Below are 14,621 nucleotides of genomic sequence, written 5' to 3'. Positions count from 1 at the left end.
GGAATTTAAAGGAAACACGGAACGCAGAACCGCAGCGTATATAGACATACGTGAGGATGCGAGTACCGGATTGACGTACAAATTACCCCTAGCAGTAGAGTGGCCGAAGAAGTTTAAGGTTAGTGAGCAGGAAATAGGCTATATCAAACAAGCAATGCCAAGCTTGTTAGTTAGAAGTGAAACATTACTAGAACTAACACGCCTTGCTCAAATTTATCTAGTAGATTCGCCTATCATCTACAGCCAAGATTCAAAAGAAATTATAGAAAATTGCGATAAGAATTTAATCAAACAAATTATAGAAAACTTAAGCGAACTTGAGCAGTTTGATAAGGAATCCGTACAGAATAAATTTAAAGAAATAGCCGCAGCAAACGACTTAAAGCTGAATGACATTATGAAACCGGTAAGAGCTTTAATAACAGGTATGACTGCATCACCTAGCGTATTTGAGATTGCAGAAATTTTAGGAAAAGAAAATATTTTAAAAAGGTTAAAAATTATATGAAAGATTGTATAAAAAAAATTGCTTTTATTTTTAGTGGATTATTTATAATAACCGGCACTTTTGTTTTGTATAGCATAGAAAACGTCAACGCATCAACAGCACCAAAAAAGTACGGAGCTTGGACTTTAAATTGTACTCTTAATAATGAGAAAAAACAACTTTGCTTCTTATCACAACAAATTAATAATCTAGAGAAAGATAAAGAAAAGGAAATATTAGCCATTTATCACATAGGTTATTTCAATGGGGCACAAGAAGAACAGGAATTAAAAATAATAGAAATAGTCCCGTCAAATGTTCAAATTCCGGCAGGTACAGTTATTAATAGCGGTGACAAACGAATAGCAGCCGGAAAATACGTAAATTGTACAGTAAACGGCTGTCAGGCTTTAGCTATTATTACAAAAGATGATCTAGACATGATTTTATCAAACGATAATTATATAGGACTAATTACCGCAGACGGCAAACAAGCTAAAATTTCATTTATAAAAGACGGCTTAAAGGAAGGCCTAAAAGCTTTAAGTAGATAGTAACGCAAAAATTTAAGCATTGTTGCGTGGATACTAAACCGTCATTGCGAGCAACTGAAAGGAGCGTGGCAATCTCAAGATTTTGGTCCGAGATTGCTTTGTCAAAATTTTCAATTTTTCCTCGCAATGACGACTTGGGTATCCACACAACAAAGCTTTGAGTCGCTTAGCGCATAACCACTCGCTACTAAGTTGCTTTAAAGCTTAATTAAGCATCGTGATGATGGTGTCCATGTCCAGGCCCTTCACCGCCTAAACTTGCTTCATATTCAAGAATCCATGATTGATGCAATGCCATGCCAGTCAGCGACTATCCATCTCTCTAAAAGAACGCGAAATCCCGCTTCTCTTTCCAGAAGCATTATTGCGTGATCCGTAGAAGCAGGTAATGGATGGCTCCACAATGGTTTTTCTTGGCTTATATTTTCAAGAAATGTCTTAAGCTCACTAAAAGTTAGTCTTTGAGAAAAAGCATTAGGATGATCACAGTGATCGCAGTATATCAAACTTGTCACCGACTTTTACTTTATGAACATGATGGTACTTGCTTCTATCTCTCCAATCAAATGTTTTGTCAGATGAAAATTGTCACATTTCTGCATTAGTATAATTAACAGAATCTCTCTCATCTTCTTTTCCACCGCTAAGAAGATGTCCCTCTTTAATTGTCGGTGCACTTAGAGTATCATCAGGAAAGTCAACATCGCCAGGAAAGGATTTTTTCCTCCTTCCATCTCATTTTTCTGTGAGCTATCCTTTAACAACTTTAATTCTTCGCAAACTCAAGCCATTGTCTTCGGTAAGGTTACTGCCCCATGATATGGGGTAACACCTAAGACATACGAAAATTTTTTATCGTACTCTGCTTTATTAGGAGCTATTTAATGTAATGTAACTGTGTAAAAAAATCACAAAAATATAATCCTATTTAAAAATCAAGATATAGTTTAACTTGTGCTTAACCATTGATTATCGATAAATTAAAAAAAATATCATGTTTTTCTAAAATCTTATTAATTTTCTTATAAAAATATTTTATACTAATTGTATGCATATACTCCTTTTAAAAGAAGTTTAAATAATTAGTAGGTTTATGGAAGATATTGATATTTGGCAGAAAAAATTTGAGGTTTGTGATTATAGTAAAAAATTAATTGATCGAATTAAATATTTGAATACTATAGTAGACTCACTTATATATAACAGAAATTGAAAAAGGTCTTTATTATATAAATATCATGCTTCTCAAATACGTCAATCAGGGGAGCCTTATTATTCTCATCCTATAGAAGTTGCAATCATGCTTGCAGATTTTACAGCTCTTGAAGTTCCTAAACTTTACAAGTCATATATAAATGTTGCCCTTCTTCATGATACTATAGAGGATACAATAATTACACATGCTGATATTAGCAAAATTTTTGATAAGAATATTGCCGATAGCGTAGAACGTTTAACAAGAATTAAGCCGTACGGTAAAATTAGCTCCGGTGAAATGTTAAATTTACTAATCCAAGAACAAGATATGATATCGCACTTATTAAAGTATTGGATCGCCTACATAATTTACAAACTATAAATGCTAAATCTACGGACAAGGCTTTAGAAACAGTAAAAGAAACTATAGAAAGCTTCTTACTCATAGCAAAAGAAATATTTCAAAAAGTCGGTTTATGCAATTTCTTTTTTAAACTTCAAAATAATACAAAATAAAAAAAATAAATTAAATTTGTGTCCAAGATAGAAGCCGTCTTTTATCTTGGAGATTCATTATTTCAAGCTTCTTCCTAAAGGAGTAGGTATATACTTTAGAAAAAAAGAAGTGTATATCAGCTAAAAACTATTTTTATATTTCCAGTGTGCAGCTTCACCGTTCTCTGCATGATAATGCATCTTATGATCACGTATTGATATTGGATGTTTGATCCTACCTATTATTTGAGCAGCAATATCATGTTTAGATAAATTATGATTTAACTGTTTAATACCCTTTGAAGCAAAACTACCTCTTTAATTTATACTAATTCAGTTAATAGTGTTATACTTACGAATAACTAAACACCAATTAAAGCAATAAACTTAATGAAGTTCTACTAATATTTCTAATTAATTTGCTATTTTTAGTAAATATTAATAAAATCCAGCTTTAGTTGATATTAATAGGAAAAATTAAGCTTGTGGCGAGCTTCGCACTACCATACCCTATTATTTTATCTTTTATCCTTTAGATTGCTTTTAGAACCTAATTTTTTAAATTAAGCGAATATATACATTGATAGATTAACCTTGCCTATAACTGCAACAAGAAATCTATTTTAATAATTAAAGCGTAAAACCACTTAAAACCTTTTGATCATCCTATATAAGGCTGTTAACAAAATAACTTTAATTGATAATTAAAGAGATTTTTACAGTAATAAATATCCCTATTTCAAAAAAATCTTATAATTTGCAGTTCAAAAGAATTTAATGAGCTTTAAAATTATTTTGTTAACAGTCTCATAGGATCAATACCAAAGGTTGAGCTACTATAATTAATTAAAAAATATTTGCAGTCATTTATTGAAATAATTACAAGAAATTCTATATTTTATTTTTTGAGGAAGAGTTTTATTAAAGAGTTTATTTTCAAATTAAGCAAAGAATCGCTTTAAAACCCATTTGTTGCATAAATCAGTTTTTCAGTGTCCTAACTGCGACTTAATAATTTGTACAGCACGTTGTTAAAATCGTCATTGCGGAGCAGGCATTGCCTACGTGGACTAGTTGCTCAATTGTCATCCTGCGAGCTTGTAGCAGGATCCAGTTTAAAATGCTAATATTATTAGTATTTTTTTCTGGATACCATGGTTAAGCCACGATATGACATTGAACAGGTTTTGCGGTCCACGCAACAATGCCTCCTTACAATGAGGGGCACGAGCAATACAACAACACGGGTTTATTAGATCTATTGCATAACCTATCTTATAGAGATATAGACTTAGAAATCCATACCGCCCATGCCTCCCATACCGCCACGCATTGGCATTGGCTCTGCCTTATCAGAAGGTTCGTCAACAATTAAAGTTTCCGTGGTAATAATTAACGAAGCAACGGAAGCAGCATCTTGAAGTGCAGTACGCACTACTTTAGCCGGATCAATAATTCCTGCTTTAATCATATCAACATATTGCATATCTTGAGCATTAAAGCCATAATTTTTATCCTTATGTTCTAGTAATTTACCAACTACTACGCCACCGTTTTCACCAGCATTTTCAACAATCTGTTTTAACGGATCCTTTAAAGCTTCTATTACTATTTCAATACCTGCTTGTTGATCCTTATTCTCTACTTTAAGCTTTGTTAAAGGTTGTGATGCATGAAGTAATGTTACACCGCCACCGGCAACAACACCTTCCTCAACTGCCGCTCTTGTAGCAGCAAGTGCATCTTCAACACGATCTTTACGCTCTTTCACTTCAACTTCCGTAGCACCGCCAACCTTTAATACGGCAACACCGCCGGAAAGTTTAGCTAAACGCTCTTGTAGTTTTTCTTTATCATAATCAGAAGTAGTTTCAGCTATTTGAGATTTAATTTGTAATACTCTATCTTCAATATTTTTCTTATCACCATTACCGTCAACAATTACGGTATTTTCTTTAGAAATTGTTACTCTTTTTGCTGTCCCTAGACTCTTAATACTCACATTTTCAAGCTTCATACCTAAATCTTCAGTAATAAGCTCACCTTTAGTTAGGATAGCAATATCTTCCATCATTGCTTTTCTTCTATCGCCAAAACCGGGAGCTTTTACTGCCGCAACTTTTAAACCACCACGTAATCTATTGACTACAAGCGTTGCAAGAGCTTCGCCCTCAACATCCTCAGCAATAATTAATAGCGGGCGTTGTGATTGTACTACAGCCTCAAGTATAGGTAACATCGGTTGTAAATTTGATAATTTTTTCTCAAATAGTAAGATGAAAGGATTTTCAAGCTCAGCAACCATTTTCTCGGAATTCGTTACAAAATACGGTGATAGATAACCTCTATCAAACATCATACCTTTAACTACTTCAACATCGAAGCTAAAATTCTTTGCTTCTTCAACGGTTATCACACCTTCTTTACCGACTTCCTCCATTGCCTTAGCAATTTTCTCACCGATTTCCTTATCACCGTTTGAAGAGATAGTACCGACTTGTGCGATTTCCTCTTGGCTATTGATTTTTTTACTGGATTTTTTAATTTCTTCTACTACTGCGTTTACCGCTAAATCCATACCACGCTTTAAATCCATAGGATTATAACCGGCAGCTACTAGCTTATTACCCTCACGAGCCAAAGCTCTAGCAAGTACTGTAGCTGTAGTAGTACCATCACCGGCTACTTCTGCAGCTTTTGTAGCAGCTGATTTTAATAGCTGAGCTCCCGCATTTCTAATTTTATCTTTTAACTCGATCGATTTTGCAACCGTCACACCATCTTTTGTAATTTTCGGTGAACCAAATGATTGCTCTATAAGTACATTTCTGCCTTTTGGACCTAAAGTAACTTTTACTGCATCTGCAAGTATATCAATGCCTTCTAACATTTGCTCACGAGCTTTTGAGCCGTGTTTAATAAGTTTTGTTGCCATATTTAATTTCTCCTTAAAAACAAATAATTAATTAATAATACCAAATACGTCGCTTTCTTTCATAACGATCAGTTTTGTGCCTTTAATTTCAATTTCGGTGCCTGCCCATTTACCGTATAAAACTTTATCGCCTACTTTTAGCTCTAAAGGATGAATTTCGCCTTTTTTATTACGAATACCATTACCTACGGCTACTATTTCACCTTGCATCGGCTTTTCTTTTACAGTATCCGGAATAATAATTCCACCTTTAGTTTTTTCTTCTTGTTCGATAGGCTTTATTGCAATTCTATCATGTAATGGTTTAAAAGACATTTTAACCTCCAATTATTAAATAATGTACATACTATATATATTTTATTTTTGTTAGTTCAAGGGGCAAGAATAAAATTTTTTTATTAGAGGTCTATTCTTTCTCAAAATCCTCTAAACTAGTGCCGTGTTTAGTTTTACTCCATTTCAAATTCAAAGGGCAGAAAATTATTTCAAATACTGCTTTATATGAAGCTACAGTATGTAATATAAAATAACTAGCCCATAAGCTCAAAGCTACTATATCCTGAAATTTTACCGCTTTTTAAAGAATTTTTTAATATATACAGAGCTGTACCATATAGATATAAAAGCGAAAAAATACTATTAATAAGCCATAAATAATTAATTATAGAATTTTTAAACAATAGAAAATATTATAAAGGGTAAACTCCAAAAATTATCAGTAGATAAGCCGATGAAAATATAAATTGTTATTACTTGCAATAAAGTAAACTTTTGGCATTTATCTTTTTGTGCTTTAAATACCAAAAATGTTTGCACAAAGCCTTGAATCCAATGTGATCTTTGATTTAGCCAATTACCTAAACTATTCTGAGCTTCTTCTAGAGTATAGGAATCACGAATAGCTACTTTATAGTTCTGTGAGTAAATTCTTATACCAAGCTCGGCATCTTCTGTTATATTATAAGAATCCCATCCGCCAAGCTTATTTAATATATCCGTTTTAAAACGATTACTAGTACCCCCAAGAGGTGTAGGAAGTTTTAGCAAACTTAATCCTTTCAAGATATATTCAAACCATAAACTATATTCTATATTAAACATTTTTGAGAATAGGTTAAAATATTCTCATTTTTATTATAAAAATTAAGCTTAACTTGAAGACAAGTATATTCTAGAGGTAAGTTTTTAAACATTGCTAGAGCTTTAAGTAGCTGTTCAGGTTTATCTTCAGCATCATATACTACTAGATACTCGCCACGTGAATATTCTAGAGCATAATTAAGGGCTTTCGGCTTTTAGTCCTTGGTAGATTTTTCGGAACAGATATAACATGAAAATAAGACGGTAAATTATATAACACTATTTCTTTAATCATTAGATAATCGTCATCTTCGATAATAATTTTAACGCCTAGCTTATCTTTTGGATAATTAATTAATGAAATATTTTTAATTATTGACCTTAACTTACTTAATTCTTTATATAACGGTACTAAAACTGTATAAACCGGTAAAGCTGTCTCCTCATTTTGAAAAATTTCCACCGAATGATTTTTAGTACTACTTGTTTTGTGAAGCGATTCCACCTCTGTCATCCCGCGACTTGATCGCGGAATCCAGTTAAAAATACTAATATTAGTATTTTTAATTATTTTCTGGATAACGTGGTCAAACCACGGTATGACACCAAATACGCTTTTCAATCCATGCAACCCTTACCGAAGGCGCTTCTCTTACTACTGCCCTTATACATAACAGAGATTTTAAAATATTTTGCAAACAATAGCTTATATTATTAGCAACATGAAATAAAACCGGCAGATAAATCAATGTGGCTATAAACACGACGAAAAATATTATTATTTTATTGGTATAATTAATATTCTTAGCAATAATCGGTCCGACTTTAAATTCAAGAGCATATTTTGCTTTGATACTAGTGAAATAGGCGAATTTTTTTTCTAATAATTTATAAAAATAATATTTCTTGATCAGCATTATAGATCTAAAAATATTATTATTACTAAACAATATTTTTAGAGCAGTTATTGTATTACCATGAACATCGTCATATATACAATAACCATTCACTACATAGGCTTGTATATAAGAATAATTATAAATTATAATATAAGAAATATTGCTTATTAGCGCAATATTCTATTTTCATATAATATATCAATCATTATCTCATTATCGATAATTGCTTCTTCGATCATAGCTTTTAAACTAGTAGCTTGTTTTTTACCTAATAAGTTTTTATCTCTGATTATCTGTAATATTATATCTTCATTTATACATCTAACCATGCTGAAAAATTTATACCTGATATTTTATATTTCTTAATTTGAAAGACTGCGATCCCAAAAATGACCGATTTGAGCAGTTAACAAGTTTCTATTCTCTTTACCAAAATTAATTATCTTTGCAATTCCTAACTGCTCATAAACTGAACTATCATATACATAGCCGTAATTTTGCCGAGTATGGTATTTTGTAAAACTTGTAAGCATTATGCCGTTTTTAAATTTAATCCCTTCACAAGTAGAAAAATTATAATACATCTTCTTAGAACCAATATTAATTGAATGTCCAAAGCTAAATATATTTAAAATAATAACAGGACGGATATTTTTAGACATTCCCATTAGTAAAGATATCTCGCCTAAAAAATCTTCTTTAAGTTTTTTACTCTTACTCATTAAAATTTTAGGCTGAGCCGCAATAACAAAATCTTTATCTTCAAATAGCTTCAATTTATAGTAAATAGAAGCATCCGTGCTTATGTTTTTTTTATTCAAAACTTTATCTTCTGTGTACAAAAAATGTACTCCAATATTTTGATTATCGGTAATTTCTACAGTACTACTTACAAATTGCTCATATTGTGATCAGAGGATCATTCTACTAATAAGGCAGACAATAATATAATCTTAATACCATAGCTGCTTAAATTTAAAAAATACACTATAATAGCAATTATAAATTGAGTAAAGAGCTAGGTTAAAAATTTTTAATTGAAGTAGTATATGGCATATTGTAGGAATGATTTTATAACTTAAAATTCATTCAAAGAGGAAAATATGAACGATCCAAAATATAGAACTATTACTTTTACCAAAGAAAGTAGAACAGCAAATATTAATATATCCCCCAATAAAATAACAATTGGAGCTAATCAGCGTGTTACGTTTGAAAGCCTAGACAATGTTGCGGAATTAATCTTAGGACCACACACATAGTAGTGTTACAGTAACAGATCTTAATCATAAGGTATTTATAAATAATACCAATCGAGATAAGATAATTATATTATCAGGTGAACATATTGCTTTTGATGATAATCCATACGCTTAATAAATACGTTCTTCTCGTGGAAGATTGGTTGCGTGAATACATGCACCGTCATTGCGAGGAGCAAAGCGATGCGGCAATCCAGAGCAATAATAAAAAAATGCTATAAATTAGCATTTTTTGCAATGACGGGAACACTGATCCACTTAGCAAATTTTAAGACCCAAGCAGTACCTGATTTTGTAGTTTAAATAATTCCGCAGCTCCGCCTTTAGCAAGTTTTAACATTGCTAAAAACTGCTCTTCGGAAAAAGGATTTTTCTCTGCCGTGCCTTGTACTTCGATTAAATTACCGTTACCTGCAAACACAAAATTACTATCCACGTCCGCATCACTATCTTCTAAATAATCCAAATCTAGTATCGCCTCACCTTTATATATACCGCAAGAAATAGCTGCAATTTGACTAATTAACGGGTTCACCTTTAAAACTCTCTTTTTCATCAAGGACCTAATAGCTAGGTGCAATGCTATGTAGCTCCCTGTTATTGCTGCAGTTCTAGTACCGCCGTCAGCATTAATAACATCACAATCTATGATAATTTGCCTCTCGCCGAGTTTCCTCACATCAATTACACATCGCATCGCCCTACCTATTAAACGCTGTATCTCTTGTGTTCTTCCGCCTTGTTTCCCAAGTGCCGCTTCTCTTTTAATACGCTGTGATGTAGAACCGGGAAGCATACCGTACTCGGCAGTAATCCAGCCTTGATTTTGTCCCCTCAAGAATGGCGGTACGGTAGTTTCACAAGTAGCACTACACATGACATGTGTATTACCGATTTTAATAAGACATGAACCTTCCGCATTAATAAGCGGGGATAATTCTAATGAAATAGGACGTAATTGGTTGCTTTTTCTTCCTGACTGTCTCATAATACAATTTGTACTCCATAAGTAAAAATAAATAGTAAAGTTTAATTTGGAAAAGAGTAAGGCGTTTCATATTTTTTGACCGCAGCGTACATACTAGTACGTGAGGATAAAAAAATACGAAACAACGACGCCAATTTTTCAAATTAAACGAGTATACCATTGAAAAAATTTTTATTATATCTATATATATCTCAAAAAAGAACATAAATATAAAGTAAATAATATGATAGACGATAATATAGAAAATAATGAACAAACAATAAATGATATTGCTGAAGAGATAGTTGAAACGGCAAATCCAGAGATAACAGCGTTAAAAGCTGAGATTGAAGAGCTAAAAGATAAGCTAATAAGAACTACTGCTGAAATAGACAATACAAGAAAGCGTTTAGAAAAAGCACGTGACGAAGCAAAAGATTATGCAATTGCTACATTTGCTAAAGAACTACTCAATGTTAGTGATAATCTTTCAAGAGCATTAGCACATAAACCGGCAAATTCTGATGTAGAAGTCACAAATATTATTGCAGGCGTTCAGATGACTAAAGACGAGCTAGACAAAGTCTTTCATAAACATCATATTGAAGAAATAAAGCCGGAAATAGGATCAATGTTCGACTATAATTTACATAATGCAATTGCGCAGATAGAACATCCTGATCATGCACCGAATAGTATTATTACTTTAATGCAATCAGGATATAAAATTAGAGATAGACTACTTCGTCCTGCTACCGTACAAGTAGTTAAAAAACCTTAATACTCGATCAACTTCAAAAATTGGCGTCGCCGTTTTACAAGAGCTTCAATTCTCACGTATTAAGTATACGCTGTGATCTTCACCTTGTGAACTCCTAGCTCTTTTTGAAGTTGATCTTCGTATAGAAAATGAGGAAAATAATAATGAATAGAACCGTTATATTGTGGCTAGTTTTTTTAGGGCTTTTTATCAGCGGTTTTATGCTAATTTCAGACGCAGTAAAACCATTTTTTATCGCATTTATAATATCTTACTTACTACAACCTGCTATAGGTTTTATCGCATCAAAATTTGAAATATCAAATAAATTTGCATCAAGCATAATTTATCTGATATTTTTGAGCATATTTTTCTTAAGCTTAACTATTTTAGTGCCGATACTTTATGGACAAATTTTTACTTTTATAAATAATATTCCAAAATATAACAATTATTTACAGACAGAAATATTACCGCCTATAATGGTAAAAATTTATTCGATAGAACCTGATATTGCCGATAAAATCAAGAATTCTTTAAGCAATTTTATAAAAAGTATATTTACTATACTTGGCAGTATTGCTAATAATTTTTGGCGTTATACTATTATAACTATTAACATATTTGTTTTATTTTTACTTATACCTATAATATTATTCTATTTCCTACGTGATTGGGCTAAAATTATTGCAAACATGAAATCATTATTACCTATAAAAACCCGACCGAAAATCCTTGAAATATTATCGGCAATTAATAATCTGTTATCTGCTTACATAAGAGGACAGCTAAATATTTGCTTATTATTATCTACTTATTATAGTATTGCATTTACCGTAATAGGTATTGATCTCGCTCTTTTACTTGGCATTTTAACAGGATTTTTAGTTATTATTCCTTTCCTTGGTACTTTTATATCGTTTCTTTTAACTCTAATTATCGGCTATTTAACTTTTGGTGTAACTACTAAATTACTCTATATAATGATAATTTATCTAGTTGGAAATATTTGCGAGTCTTATATTTTCACCCCTAAAATTATCGGTGATAAAATAGGGTTGCATCCTCTTTGGATTATATTCTCAATTTTTGCCTGCGGCAGTTTATTTGGAATTATTGGAATATTTTTTGCTATACCGATTGCAGGGATTACAAAAATTTTACTTTTGAATCTAATTAAATTTTATAAATCTAGCAAATTCTATCGAATAGACGACTAAAAAATTCTTATAACAGTGCAGCAATATATATTTAGTTTTACTACTTCTAATAAATATCATCCTGATGAATTTATTGTTTCTAGTTCTAACGATCAAGCTTATAATATTATAAAAAATTGGCAGTGCGGCTTTGGCGTTAACCCTTATAAATTTACTTTATTAATTAAAGGACCTTCTTCGTCAGGCAAAACTTATTTAACCAAAATATGGCAAAATTTAAGCAATGCCTATATTATTAAAGATATTTTTTTTAATGAAGAAATTTCAGAAAAATATAATGCTTTCATCATTGAAGATATTGAAAACTGGCAAGAGCCGACATTACTTCATATATTTAATATTATTAACGAAAAACAAAAATATCTTTTACTTACCACATCTGATAAAAGCAGAAATTTTACTTTACCCGATTTATCTTCACGTATTAAATCAGTACTTAGTATTCTATTAAACTCACCTGACGATGAATTAATCAAAATTCTAATATTTAAGCATTTTGCTATTTCTTCGGTAACAATATCCCGACAAATAATAGATTTTCTTTTAGTAAATTTGCCTAGGGAATATTCGAAAATTATAGAAATATTAGACAATATTAACTATTTTGCTTTAATTGCCAAAAGAAAAATAACAACTTCATTAGTCAAAGAAGTTTTAAATAAGTATAATCATAAAACATTGTAACTTTTGCCTTGACTTGAAATCTTCTCAATATAACCTTTCTATAAATTAACTTTTTAGAAAAAATTGTGTTGGGATACGAAAAAAAACAAAAAAGTTTAAACAGAGAACAAAAACAGACTATAGGCATAGGCTTACTATCTATAGGTACTTTTTGAGAATATTTTGATCTTATGCTATATGTTGGCAGTACTAATTGATGAGCTTTTCTTTCCGCAATATGATACTCACGTTAATCGACTTCTTGCAGTTTTTTCTTTTTGTTCTACTTTTATTTTTAGACCCTTAGGAGCTTTATTATTTGGCTGATAATATAGGTCGGAAATCCACAGTCATTATTACCACTATTTTAATGTCATTTTCTTGCATCGTTATGGTTAATCTTCCTACTTATGCTTCAGTAGGTGCTAGTGCCACCTGCATAGTAACAATATGCCGTATAGTGCAAGGTATGTCATCCATGGGAGCAAGAGTAGGAGCAGAGTTATATTTAATGGAATCTGTTGGAGTTCCTAAACGCTTTCCTGCCGTAGCATTTGTAGGGGTGTGTACTAGCTTAGGATTAACTGTGGCCCTTGGCGTAGAAACCTTAGTTACATCCTATGACTTTAATTAGCGTATCGCATTTTGGGTAGGTGCAGGAATTGCATTAATAGGTAGTGCTGCTAGGACTACTTTGCGAGAAACACCGGATTTTGTGGATGCTAAGCGTAGAATACAAGAAACGCTAAAAGATAGTAATATAATTGATGTAGCAAAGATAAAAAATAATCCTGTATGGCAGGAAAAAATTAATAAGAAGACGGCAATTTATTATTTTTTAATACAACTAGCACAACCAGTATGGTTTTTTTGCTTATATTCATTGTAGTAATATACTTAAAGATTCGTTACACTATACCACTGAAGCAGTAATACATCAAAATTTCATTATTTCTATAGTATTTTTTGTAGCACTAGCACTTACGTGTTTATGCTATAAATCTCATCCACTAAAAATTTTAAAAACGCAATTAGTAATATTTTTAACTTTTCTTCTATCTAATCCATTAATATTAGATAATATAACGCAAGGTTAGCAAAGTCGCTTAATTCCACTAATTGTAGTGACTTTTTCTCCAAGTGCATCCCCGGCAATTCCAATATTTTATAAAAGTTTTCCGGTTTTAAAACGATTTACCTATGCTAGCTTTATATATGCTTATTCAAGAGCCGCTATGTATGTAATTAGTTCTTTTGGGCTTGTTTATTTAACAGAACGTTTAATAATTTAGGATTGTTGATGATAGTAATTCCTATTATTATAGGGTATAGCCTCGGTATATCACCTTTTAAAAAGCTAGAAGTTGAAGCAGGAAATTATTATTGAATATAAAAGGCGCAATGCGGCTTGCACCTTTTATATAAATTAAATTAGTTATATACTTTATCTTCTTCAGCTAATTCGGTTTTAATTCTTTCAAGCAGAGCAAAAACCTTACAATATTCTTCAAGCTTTGCGTTTATTTTTTGCAGCTCATCTAAAGTACTATTAAAATCTTCTTGTATTAAATAGGTTTCTACAATTTGATTCTGCTCTAATGTTTTAAGCATAATATCTTGTAACAATTTATTATAGTGATTTTCTATAGGTGTATTTGACATAATGATTAATAAATAACTTTGTATTTTAATTAATATATGAATTTTTTAATAATACAATCACTTTTAGTTAGTTTATGTTATTATCTCTTTGCTCTATTAACACTAATTCATGATAAAGATTTACCTTAAATTTGCATTTTAAGTAATTTAATTATAGATAACTATTAACAAATTTTAATAATTATCTATAATGCACCCTAAAACAGATTAAAGGCATACAAATGGAGCGAATAGAATGGCAAGACCTATAGAAGACGAAAATAAATATGCCACACTCACTAGAAAAGGATTTAGATATTGTAAAGGCATCATCCAATAATATAGACACAGTACCTAAAAAGCAGCCTCCAATATTTAGAAGTATGGATGATATAGAAGTTATACAAAGGAGTAACTTGGAGCGTATAATTTCTCAAGAAAACATATAAATCATCTTTACT

At 31.3% G+C, this 14,621-nt stretch carries 21 protein-coding genes and 1 pseudogene; 11 read left to right on the top strand and 11 right to left on the bottom strand.

Annotation, left to right across the window (positions count from 1 at the left end):
- Together TENJIKU01_RS04910 and TENJIKU01_RS04905 are read left to right on the top strand one after the other, a co-directional pair.
- Positions 1–508 (top strand): palindromic element RPE1 domain-containing protein (locus TENJIKU01_RS04910; RefSeq protein WP_153019879.1); only part of this gene is annotated, 508 nt, incomplete at its 5' end.
- Positions 505–1,041 carry an invasion associated locus B family protein gene (locus TENJIKU01_RS04905; RefSeq protein ID WP_064429413.1) on the top strand — a complete coding sequence of 179 codons (537 nt, stop codon included), beginning with the start codon at positions 505–507 and terminating at the stop codon, positions 1,039–1,041. The genes TENJIKU01_RS04910 and TENJIKU01_RS04905, both read left to right, overlap by 4 nt.
- 36 nt (positions 1,042–1,077) lie before the next feature.
- On the opposite strand, the pseudogene TENJIKU01_RS10720 reads toward TENJIKU01_RS04905, so the two are convergent.
- Positions 1,078–1,194 (bottom strand): annotated as a pseudogene (locus TENJIKU01_RS10720) (zinc ABC transporter substrate-binding protein); the annotation flags it as partial.
- Positions 1,195–2,290: 1,096 nt separating this feature from the next.
- On the opposite strand from TENJIKU01_RS10720, the gene TENJIKU01_RS09805 reads away from it, so the two are divergent.
- Complete coding sequence (locus TENJIKU01_RS09805; protein ID WP_227780004.1) at positions 2,291–2,620, top strand: HD domain-containing protein; 330 nt, start codon at positions 2,291–2,293, stop codon at positions 2,618–2,620.
- A 1,404-nt stretch (positions 2,621–4,024) separates the two neighbouring features.
- Here the strand turns inward: TENJIKU01_RS09805 and groL are convergent.
- From groL to TENJIKU01_RS04865, 8 genes are all read right to left on the bottom strand, one after another.
- A complete protein-coding gene (groL, locus tag TENJIKU01_RS04890) occupies positions 4,025–5,668 on the bottom strand; it encodes a chaperonin GroEL (RefSeq protein ID WP_012151120.1) in 1,644 nt (547 codons plus the stop codon).
- Between the two features lie 27 nt (positions 5,669–5,695).
- The gene (locus TENJIKU01_RS04885) at positions 5,696–5,983 is read right to left on the bottom strand and encodes a co-chaperone GroES (protein ID WP_012737041.1); all 288 of its coding nucleotides are present in this window, start codon (positions 5,981–5,983) and stop codon (positions 5,696–5,698) included.
- Between the two features lie 91 nt (positions 5,984–6,074).
- A complete protein-coding gene (locus TENJIKU01_RS09800) occupies positions 6,075–6,215 on the bottom strand; it encodes a hypothetical protein (protein ID WP_016917453.1) in 141 nt (46 codons plus the stop codon).
- 125 nt (positions 6,216–6,340) lie between these two features.
- Complete coding sequence (locus tag TENJIKU01_RS09795; protein WP_227780002.1) at positions 6,341–6,769, bottom strand: glycosyltransferase family 2 protein; 429 nt, start codon at positions 6,767–6,769, stop codon at positions 6,341–6,343.
- A gap of 166 nt (positions 6,770–6,935) precedes the next feature.
- The gene (locus TENJIKU01_RS09790) at positions 6,936–7,253 is read right to left on the bottom strand and encodes a hypothetical protein (RefSeq protein WP_371440164.1); all 318 of its coding nucleotides are present in this window, start codon (positions 7,251–7,253) and stop codon (positions 6,936–6,938) included.
- 82 nt (positions 7,254–7,335) lie between these two features.
- Entirely contained in the window at positions 7,336–7,758 is a 423-nt protein-coding gene (locus tag TENJIKU01_RS10850; RefSeq protein WP_255374206.1) for a hypothetical protein, read from the bottom strand.
- A gap of 56 nt (positions 7,759–7,814) precedes the next feature.
- Entirely contained in the window at positions 7,815–7,976 is a 162-nt protein-coding gene (locus TENJIKU01_RS09130; RefSeq protein WP_179945612.1) for a hypothetical protein, read from the bottom strand.
- Positions 7,977–8,009: 33 nt separating this feature from the next.
- A complete protein-coding gene (locus TENJIKU01_RS04865) occupies positions 8,010–8,489 on the bottom strand; it encodes a hypothetical protein (protein ID WP_064429411.1) in 480 nt (159 codons plus the stop codon).
- Between the two features lie 261 nt (positions 8,490–8,750).
- Between TENJIKU01_RS04865 and TENJIKU01_RS09785 the strand changes: the two genes are divergently transcribed.
- On the top strand, positions 8,751–8,909 hold the full coding sequence (locus TENJIKU01_RS09785) for a hypothetical protein (protein WP_227779998.1): 159 nt from the start codon (positions 8,751–8,753) through the stop codon (positions 8,907–8,909).
- A gap of 268 nt (positions 8,910–9,177) precedes the next feature.
- Here TENJIKU01_RS09785 and rph read toward each other — a convergent pair whose 3' ends face one another.
- A complete protein-coding gene (gene rph / locus TENJIKU01_RS04855; RefSeq protein ID WP_064429410.1) occupies positions 9,178–9,897 on the bottom strand; it encodes a ribonuclease PH in 720 nt (239 codons plus the stop codon).
- Positions 9,898–10,120: 223 nt separating this feature from the next.
- Between rph and grpE the strand changes: the two genes are divergently transcribed.
- From grpE to TENJIKU01_RS09780, 6 genes are all read left to right on the top strand, one after another.
- The gene (grpE, locus tag TENJIKU01_RS04850; protein WP_014392612.1) at positions 10,121–10,657 is read left to right on the top strand and encodes a nucleotide exchange factor GrpE; all 537 of its coding nucleotides are present in this window, start codon (positions 10,121–10,123) and stop codon (positions 10,655–10,657) included.
- A 143-nt stretch (positions 10,658–10,800) separates the two neighbouring features.
- Entirely contained in the window at positions 10,801–11,856 is a 1,056-nt protein-coding gene (locus TENJIKU01_RS04845; RefSeq protein WP_064429409.1) for an AI-2E family transporter, read from the top strand.
- Between the two features lie 15 nt (positions 11,857–11,871).
- Positions 11,872–12,540, top strand: coding sequence for an HdaA/DnaA family protein (locus tag TENJIKU01_RS04840; RefSeq protein ID WP_064429408.1), 669 nt, complete (start codon positions 11,872–11,874; stop codon positions 12,538–12,540).
- Positions 12,541–12,838: 298 nt separating this feature from the next.
- The gene (locus tag TENJIKU01_RS04830) at positions 12,839–13,153 is read left to right on the top strand and encodes a hypothetical protein (protein ID WP_064429407.1); all 315 of its coding nucleotides are present in this window, start codon (positions 12,839–12,841) and stop codon (positions 13,151–13,153) included.
- Between the two features lie 60 nt (positions 13,154–13,213).
- Positions 13,214–13,408 (top strand): MFS sugar transporter, encoded by a 195-nt coding sequence (locus TENJIKU01_RS04825; RefSeq protein ID WP_082894523.1) that lies wholly within the window; start codon positions 13,214–13,216, stop codon positions 13,406–13,408.
- A 235-nt stretch (positions 13,409–13,643) separates the two neighbouring features.
- Positions 13,644–13,811, top strand: a complete 168-nt coding sequence (locus TENJIKU01_RS09780) for a hypothetical protein (RefSeq protein ID WP_227779996.1) — start codon at positions 13,644–13,646, stop codon at positions 13,809–13,811.
- Positions 13,812–13,950: 139 nt separating this feature from the next.
- On the opposite strand, the gene TENJIKU01_RS04815 is transcribed toward TENJIKU01_RS09780, so the two are convergent.
- Positions 13,951–14,181: a hypothetical protein gene (locus TENJIKU01_RS04815; RefSeq protein ID WP_064429405.1), complete on the bottom strand. Its 231-nt coding sequence runs from the start codon at positions 14,179–14,181 to the stop codon at positions 13,951–13,953.
- A gap of 266 nt (positions 14,182–14,447) precedes the next feature.
- Between TENJIKU01_RS04815 and TENJIKU01_RS08950 the strand changes: the two genes are divergently transcribed.
- On the top strand, positions 14,448–14,609 hold the full coding sequence (locus TENJIKU01_RS08950) for a hypothetical protein (protein WP_172795044.1): 162 nt from the start codon (positions 14,448–14,450) through the stop codon (positions 14,607–14,609).
- Positions 14,610–14,621 lie beyond the last annotated feature (12 nt).

The sequence above is a fragment of the Rickettsia sp. Tenjiku01 genome, from assembly GCF_001653015.1.
GTDB classification, from domain to species: domain Bacteria; phylum Pseudomonadota; class Alphaproteobacteria; order Rickettsiales; family Rickettsiaceae; genus Rickettsia; species Rickettsia rickettsii.
The sequence above is the reverse complement of the archived record's forward strand: the minus strand, read 5'-3'. Positions and strand labels throughout refer to the sequence as shown.